This is a genomic window from Roseateles sp. P5_E1 (assembly GCF_054049335.1).
Genome location: NZ_JBFUMN010000385.1, coordinates 1 through 560, shown reverse-complemented (window position 1 = coordinate 560; position 560 = coordinate 1). Strand labels below are relative to the sequence as shown.

Genomic DNA, 560 nt, shown 5'->3' with positions numbered 1-560 from the left:
GCACTTTGGCGGGCATGACCTGCTGGCGATGGCGGTGATCCTGGCCGGCGTGGTGGTGCTGACCCTGGCGCGGACGCGCGCGAAGTGAGCGCGGTGCCGCCACACAGCCTGCAGGAACAACGCCGCGGGTTTGCGATCACCGCCTTCACCTTCACCCTGTGGGGGYTGRTGCCGCTGTACTGGCACCTGCTCAAGGCGGTGCCATCGCAGCTGATCATCGCGCACCGGATCATCTGGAGCACGGTGCTGGTGGTGGCCTGGCTGCTGCTGAGTGCGGGGACGGGCTGGTGGAAGCAGATCGCCGCGCAGACGCGCGCGCTGCCGACGCTGGCGTTGAGCAGTCTGGCGATCGCGTTCAACTGGGGGCTGTACATCTGGGCGATCAACGCCGGACATGTGATCGAAACGAGCTTGGGGTACTTCATCAATCCGCTGGTGAGCGTGCTGCTGGGCGTGTTGGTGCTGAAAGAACGCCTTCGTGGGCTGCAGTGGCTGGCGGTGGGCTGCGCGGCGGTGGGTGTGGCGTGGCTGACGATCGATGCAGGCACGCCGCCGTGGAT

1 protein-coding gene is annotated in these 560 nt (G+C 66.8%); it reads left to right on the top strand.

Annotated features, from left to right (window positions below; all coding sequences use genetic code 11):
- Positions 1–84: 84 nt before the first annotated feature.
- On the top strand, positions 85–560 hold a 476-nt coding region (locus ACXJKJ_RS31670; RefSeq protein WP_457395672.1), incomplete at its 3' end, for an EamA family transporter.